The 4,878-nt window shown below is 71.3% G+C and carries 7 protein-coding genes and 1 pseudogene; 6 read left to right on the top strand and 2 right to left on the bottom strand.

The features are described 5' to 3' along the window. A pseudogene (locus tag AB0F18_RS38405) lies at positions 1 to 262 on the top strand (hypothetical protein); the annotation flags it as partial. 4 nt (positions 263 to 266) lie between these two features. Here AB0F18_RS38405 and AB0F18_RS38400 read toward each other — a convergent pair. After that, positions 267 to 488 (bottom strand): DUF397 domain-containing protein, encoded by a 222-nt coding sequence (locus AB0F18_RS38400; protein WP_362069958.1) that lies wholly within the window; start codon positions 486 to 488, stop codon positions 267 to 269. A gap of 12 nt (positions 489 to 500) precedes the next feature. Continuing rightward, positions 501 to 1,385: a helix-turn-helix transcriptional regulator gene (locus tag AB0F18_RS38395; protein WP_362069955.1), complete on the bottom strand. Its 885-nt coding sequence runs from the start codon at positions 1,383 to 1,385 to the stop codon at positions 501 to 503. Positions 1,386 to 1,582: 197 nt separating this feature from the next. Here AB0F18_RS38395 and AB0F18_RS38390 point away from each other — a divergent pair, with 197 nt between their 5' ends. From AB0F18_RS38390 to AB0F18_RS38370, 5 genes are all read left to right on the top strand, one after another. After that, a complete protein-coding gene (locus AB0F18_RS38390; protein WP_362069952.1) occupies positions 1,583 to 2,008 on the top strand; it encodes an ATP-binding protein in 426 nt (141 codons plus the stop codon). A 247-nt stretch (positions 2,009 to 2,255) separates the two neighbouring features. Further along, on the top strand, positions 2,256 to 2,558 hold the full coding sequence (locus tag AB0F18_RS38385) for an urease subunit gamma (RefSeq protein ID WP_362069949.1): 303 nt from the start codon (positions 2,256 to 2,258) through the stop codon (positions 2,556 to 2,558). Positions 2,559 to 2,572: 14 nt separating this feature from the next. Then, positions 2,573 to 2,884, top strand: a complete 312-nt coding sequence (locus AB0F18_RS38380; protein ID WP_362069946.1) for an urease subunit beta — start codon at positions 2,573 to 2,575, stop codon at positions 2,882 to 2,884. Then, a complete protein-coding gene (locus tag AB0F18_RS38375) occupies positions 2,877 to 4,598 on the top strand; it encodes an urease subunit alpha (protein WP_362069943.1) in 1,722 nt (573 codons plus the stop codon). Before AB0F18_RS38380 ends, AB0F18_RS38375 begins: the two co-directional genes overlap by 8 nt. A gap of 16 nt (positions 4,599 to 4,614) precedes the next feature. Continuing rightward, a partial coding sequence (locus AB0F18_RS38370) for an urease accessory UreF family protein (RefSeq protein WP_362069940.1) occupies positions 4,615 to 4,878 on the top strand: 264 nt, incomplete at its 3' end.

Below are 4,878 nucleotides of genomic sequence, written 5' to 3'. Positions count from 1 at the left end.
GCCCGCCCGCCCGGGCCCCCGCCGGCCCGCGGCCGTGGTGTCGGTACGGGCCCCGTCGGCCGCGGCGGCACTGCGCTGGGCCGCCGACTGCCGCGAGGCGGGACTGTCCGTGGGGTGCTTCCGTCCGCCGTCGGTGCCGGACGGCATCTCCCGGCTGCGGCTGACGGCACGGGCTGATCTCACGGGGGACGAGATCGGCCGGGCCGTCGGGACGGTCCTGCGGACCGCTCCGGCCGGAGCCACGGACCTGGTTCAGCGGTAGGACGTCACACGAGCACGTCCTGCCGTACGGAGGCGAGGAAGCCGTCCCAGGCCGGCCCGGTGAAGAGCACGGCCGGGCCGTCCGTCCGCTTGGAGTCGCGGACGGCCAGCAGGCCGCCGGTCAGGGCGGCCGCTTCCACGCAGTTGTTCATTCCGGTGCTGCGGCTGCTCCGCCGCCACCGCGCGCTGTTCAGAAGTCCGCTGGTGGATAAGGGGGTTGCGGACACGGGGGTGCCTCCTTACGCGTCGTCAGCGAGTGAGCTGATGAGATCCGACGAGTCACGGGGCGGGAGGGCGTGCGCCTGGATGGTGCGGAACGCGGCGCTGTACGCCTCTAGGTCTTCCTTCCGCTCCAGATAGAGGCTACTCGTCAAATGGTCGAGCACCACCACATCCAGATCGGCGATGTTCGGAAATGAGAAAATAACGAACGGTCCGGTCAGGCCGAGATGGCCCCCCACTGTGAACGGAAGTACCTGGAGGTGCACTTGGGGCAGCCGCGCCACCTCCACCAGGTGCCGCAGCTGCTCCCGCATCACCCCCGGCCCGCCGATCTGCCGGCGCAGCACGGCCTCGTCCAGTACGGCGCTCAGCTCCAGCGGGGGATCCGACCGCAGCACCGCCTGCCGGGCCAGCCGTACGTCGACCAGCGCGTCCACCTTCGGCTCCGGCAGCCCGCCCAGCGCGGCCCGGGTCACGGCCCTGGCGTACTCCGCGGTCTGCAACAGGCCGGGCACCACGGAGAGTTCCACCGTCCGCGCCGAGCGGGCCCCGGCCTCCAGGCTGATGAAGTCCCGGTACTCCTGCGGGAGCAGGCCCCGGTAGTCGTGCCACCACTGCCGTCCGCGGGCCTGCTCGCCACTCGCCGCGGGCCCGGCCGCCGAGGCCCCCAGGGCCTCCAGAAGGGCGCGCTGCTGGGGGCTCACCACGTCCCCGTAGGCGTCCAGCAGCAGCCGGATGTCCTGCGCTTTCACGCCACTGCGGCCCGTCTCGATACGGCTGACCTTCGACTGGTGCCATCCCACGATCCGGGCCACCTCGCCGCTGGTGAGTCCGGTGCGGTCGCGCAGCGCGCGCAGCTCCTCGCCGAGCTTGCGCCGGCGCACCGCGGGACCGTGCTGCATACCCGCTCTCCTTCCACCGGCACAGCTCGCACCAGTCTGCCGTCCAAATACGCTCTTCCGTAGCAGAGTTCACCGCATTGAGCGACAGATATATGCATATCTTGGGGGAACGGCGGAAACGGCGGCACGATGGGTGGCACTCTGGCGCTCAGCGTAGATCCGGGGCGGCTCCGTCCCGGTGGGAAAGGGACGTCGCCATGGCAGATCAGCTGGAAGCATCCGTCACTCTGCCGAGCGACCCGGTCTCGGTGGCCGCCGCCCGCCGTTACGCCGCGCAGGTGCTGAGCGACTGGGGACTACCGGAGGACGCCGACACCGCCGACACCGTACGGCTGGTCGTCTCGGAGCTCGCGACCAACTCGGTCCAGCACACCTTCGGGCAGTCGCCCACCTTCACCGTCGACCTGCGCCTGGAGCGCGAGGAGTGGCTGCGCGTCGGAGTGACCGACAGTCACCCCCGCTGGCCCAAGCGGCTGCCGGCCGCGGTCCAGCAGGACAACGGCCGGGGCATGGTCATCATCCGCTGGCTGGCGGCGGAGGCGGGCGGCCGGCTGTCGGTCAGCCCCACCGAGGACGGCGGCAAGACCGTGTGGCTCGCCCTCCCCTGGCCCCCGATGGGGTGAACCGGGCGGCTTCCGGAAACGTGGGTTAACGCGGCGGAAAAGAGCGGGCCCTATGGTGTGGGCCCCGCGGCTTTCCGCCAATGACCGCCCATGGGCCGGTAAAGCGGCGGTGATCGGGACGGAAAGCCTCGCTCTGCGTTGGGCAAGACATGCTTGGCGCGGATATGTGCAGGTCAACAAAGAGTTGACGGCCGATACCGTCGCCACGGCTCGAAGCCGATCATGTCCCGGAAGCTTGGTGATACACGTGCAGTTGACACCACACGAACAAGAGAGACTGCTCATCCACGTGGCGGCCGACGTGGCCGAGAGGCGCAGGGCGCGCGGGGTCCTCCTCAACCATCCTGAGGCCATCGCCCTCATCACCTCCCACCTCCTCGAAGGCGCCCGGGACGGCCGGACCGTCGCCGAGCTGATGGAGTCCGGCCGCAAGGTGCTGACCCGCGCCGAGGTCATGGAGGGGATCCCCGAGATGATCCACGACGTCCAGGTCGAGGCCACCTTCCCCGACGGCACCAAGCTCGTCACCGTCCACGACCCGATCGTCTGAAGGGGCCACCCCGCATGATCCCCGGCGAAATCGCCTACGGGGACGGTCCCGTGCGCCTCAACGAAGGCCGCCCCGTCACCCGCCTCACCGTGCTCAACGCCGCCGACCGGCCCGTCCAGGTGGGTTCGCACTACCACTTCGCCGAAGCCAACCCCGGCCTCGACTTCGACCGGCTGGCCGCGCGCGGCCTGCGCCTGAACATCGCCGCCGGTACCGCAGTCCGCTTCGAGCCGGGCATCCCGGTCGCCGTGGAACTCGTACCGCTCGGCGGGCTGCGCACCGTGCCCGGGCTGCGCGGGGAGACCGGAGGACCCCTCGATGGCTGAGATCTCGCGCCAGGCGTACGCCGACCTCTTCGGACCCACCCGGGGCGACCGGATCCGCCTCGCCGACACCGACCTCTTCGTCGAGATCGAGCAGGACCTCAGCGGAGGCCCCGGCAACTCCGGCGACGAGGCCGTCTTCGGCGGCGGCAAGGTCATCCGCGAGTCCATGGGACAGGCCCGCACCACCCGCGCCGAGGGCGCCCCCGACACGGTGATCACCGGCGTGGTCGTCCTGGACCACTGGGGCATCGTCAAGGCCGACCTCGGCATCCGCGACGGCCGCATCTGCGGCATCGGCAAGGCCGGCAACCCCGACACCATGGACGGGGTCGACCCCGCCCTCGTCATCGGCCCCGAGACCGAGATCATCGCCGGCAACGGGAAGATCGTCACCGCCGGCGCCATCGACGCCCACGTCCACTTCATCTCGCCGACCATCGTCGACGAGGCCCTCGCCTCCGGCATCACCACCCTCGTGGGCGGCGGCACCGGACCGGCCGAGGGCTCCAAGGCCACCACCGTCACCCCCGGTCCCTGGCACATGGCCCGGATGTTCGCGGCACTGGAGTCCTACCCCGTCAACATCGGCCTGCTCGGCAAGGGCAACACCATGTCCCGCGAGGCCATGTACTCCCAGCTGCGCGGCGGCGCCCTCGGATTCAAGATCCACGAGGACTGGGGGTCCACCCCCGCCGTCATCGACGCCTGCCTGGGCGTCGCCGACGAGACCGGCACGCAGGTCGCCATCCACACCGACACCCTCAACGAGGCCGGTTTCGTGGGCGACACCCTCGCGGCCATCGCCGGGCGGACGATCCACTCGTACCACACCGAGGGCGCGGGCGGCGGTCACGCCCCCGACATCATCACGGTGGTCTCCGAGCCGAACATCCTGCCCAGCTCCACCAACCCCACCCGGCCGCACACCGTCAACACCGTCGAGGAACACCTCGACATGCTGATGGTCTGCCACCACCTCAACCCGGCCGTCCCCGAGGACCTCGCCTTCGCCGAGTCCCGGATCCGGCCCTCCACCATCGCCGCCGAGGACGTGCTCCACGACCTCGGGGCCATCTCCATCATCTCCTCCGACTCCCAGGCCATGGGCCGGGTCGGCGAGGTCGTGCTGCGCACCTGGCAGACCGCCCACGTGATGAAGAAGCGGCGCGGTTTCCTGCCCGGCGACGGCCCCGCCGACAACCACCGGGCCCGCCGCTACGTCGCCAAGTACACGATCAACCCGGCCGTGGCCCAGGGCCTCGCCAAGGAGATCGGCTCGGTCGAGGTGGGCAAGCTCGCCGACCTGGTGCTGTGGAACCCGGCCTTCTTCGGCGTCAAGCCCGAGCTCGTCGTCAAGGGCGGCCAGATCGCGTACGCGCAGATGGGCGACGCCAACGCCTCCATCCCCACCCCCCAGCCCGTGCTGCCCCGGCCCATGTACGGAGCCATCGGCCGCGCCCCCGGCCTGAACTCGCTCAACTTCACCTCCCAGGCCGCCCTCGACGACCACCTGCCCGAACGGCTCGGCCTCACCAAGCAGTTCACGGCCATCGAGAGCACCCGCAGGACGAGCAAGACGGACATGCGCAACAACGACGCCATGCCGAGGGTCGAGGTCGACGCCGACACCTTCACCGTCAGCATCGACGGCGAGGTGGTGGAGCCCGCGCCCGCCGCGGAGCTGCCCATGGCCCAGCGCTACTTCCTCTTCTGATGGGGGACCGCTCCCGATGAGCCTCGCCGCGCTGCTCGTCCTCGCGGACGGCCGCTTCCCCGCCGGAGGGCACGCCCACTCCGGCGGGGCGGAGGCCGCCTGCAAGGCGGGCCGCATCCACGACGCCGCGACCCTCGCCCAGTTCTGCCGGGGCCGGCTGCACACCGCCGGGCTGACCGCCGCCGGACTCGCCGCGGCCGCCGCCCTCGGCCTCGACCCGGCGGCCCTCGACGACGCCGCCGACGCCCGCACCCCCTCGCCCGCACTGCGCGCCGCCGCC

The organism is Streptomyces sp. NPDC029216, from assembly GCF_040648015.1.
Lineage (GTDB): Bacteria > Actinomycetota > Actinomycetes > Streptomycetales > Streptomycetaceae > Streptomyces.
This window is presented reverse-complemented; position numbering and strand designations above follow the sequence as displayed.

Excerpts from the sequence above, each read along its gene's own strand:
- AB0F18_RS38395 (WP_362069955.1), bottom strand. The coding sequence starts at position 1,385 with ATGCAGCACGGTCCCGCGGTGCGCCGGCGCAAGCTCGGCGAGGAGCTG.
- AB0F18_RS38390 (WP_362069952.1), top strand. The coding sequence starts at position 1,583 with ATGGCAGATCAGCTGGAAGCATCCGTCACTCTGCCGAGCGACCCGGTC.
- AB0F18_RS38380 (WP_362069946.1), top strand. The coding sequence starts at position 2,573 with ATGATCCCCGGCGAAATCGCCTACGGGGACGGTCCCGTGCGCCTCAAC.
- AB0F18_RS38375 (WP_362069943.1), top strand. The coding sequence starts at position 2,877 with ATGGCTGAGATCTCGCGCCAGGCGTACGCCGACCTCTTCGGACCCACC.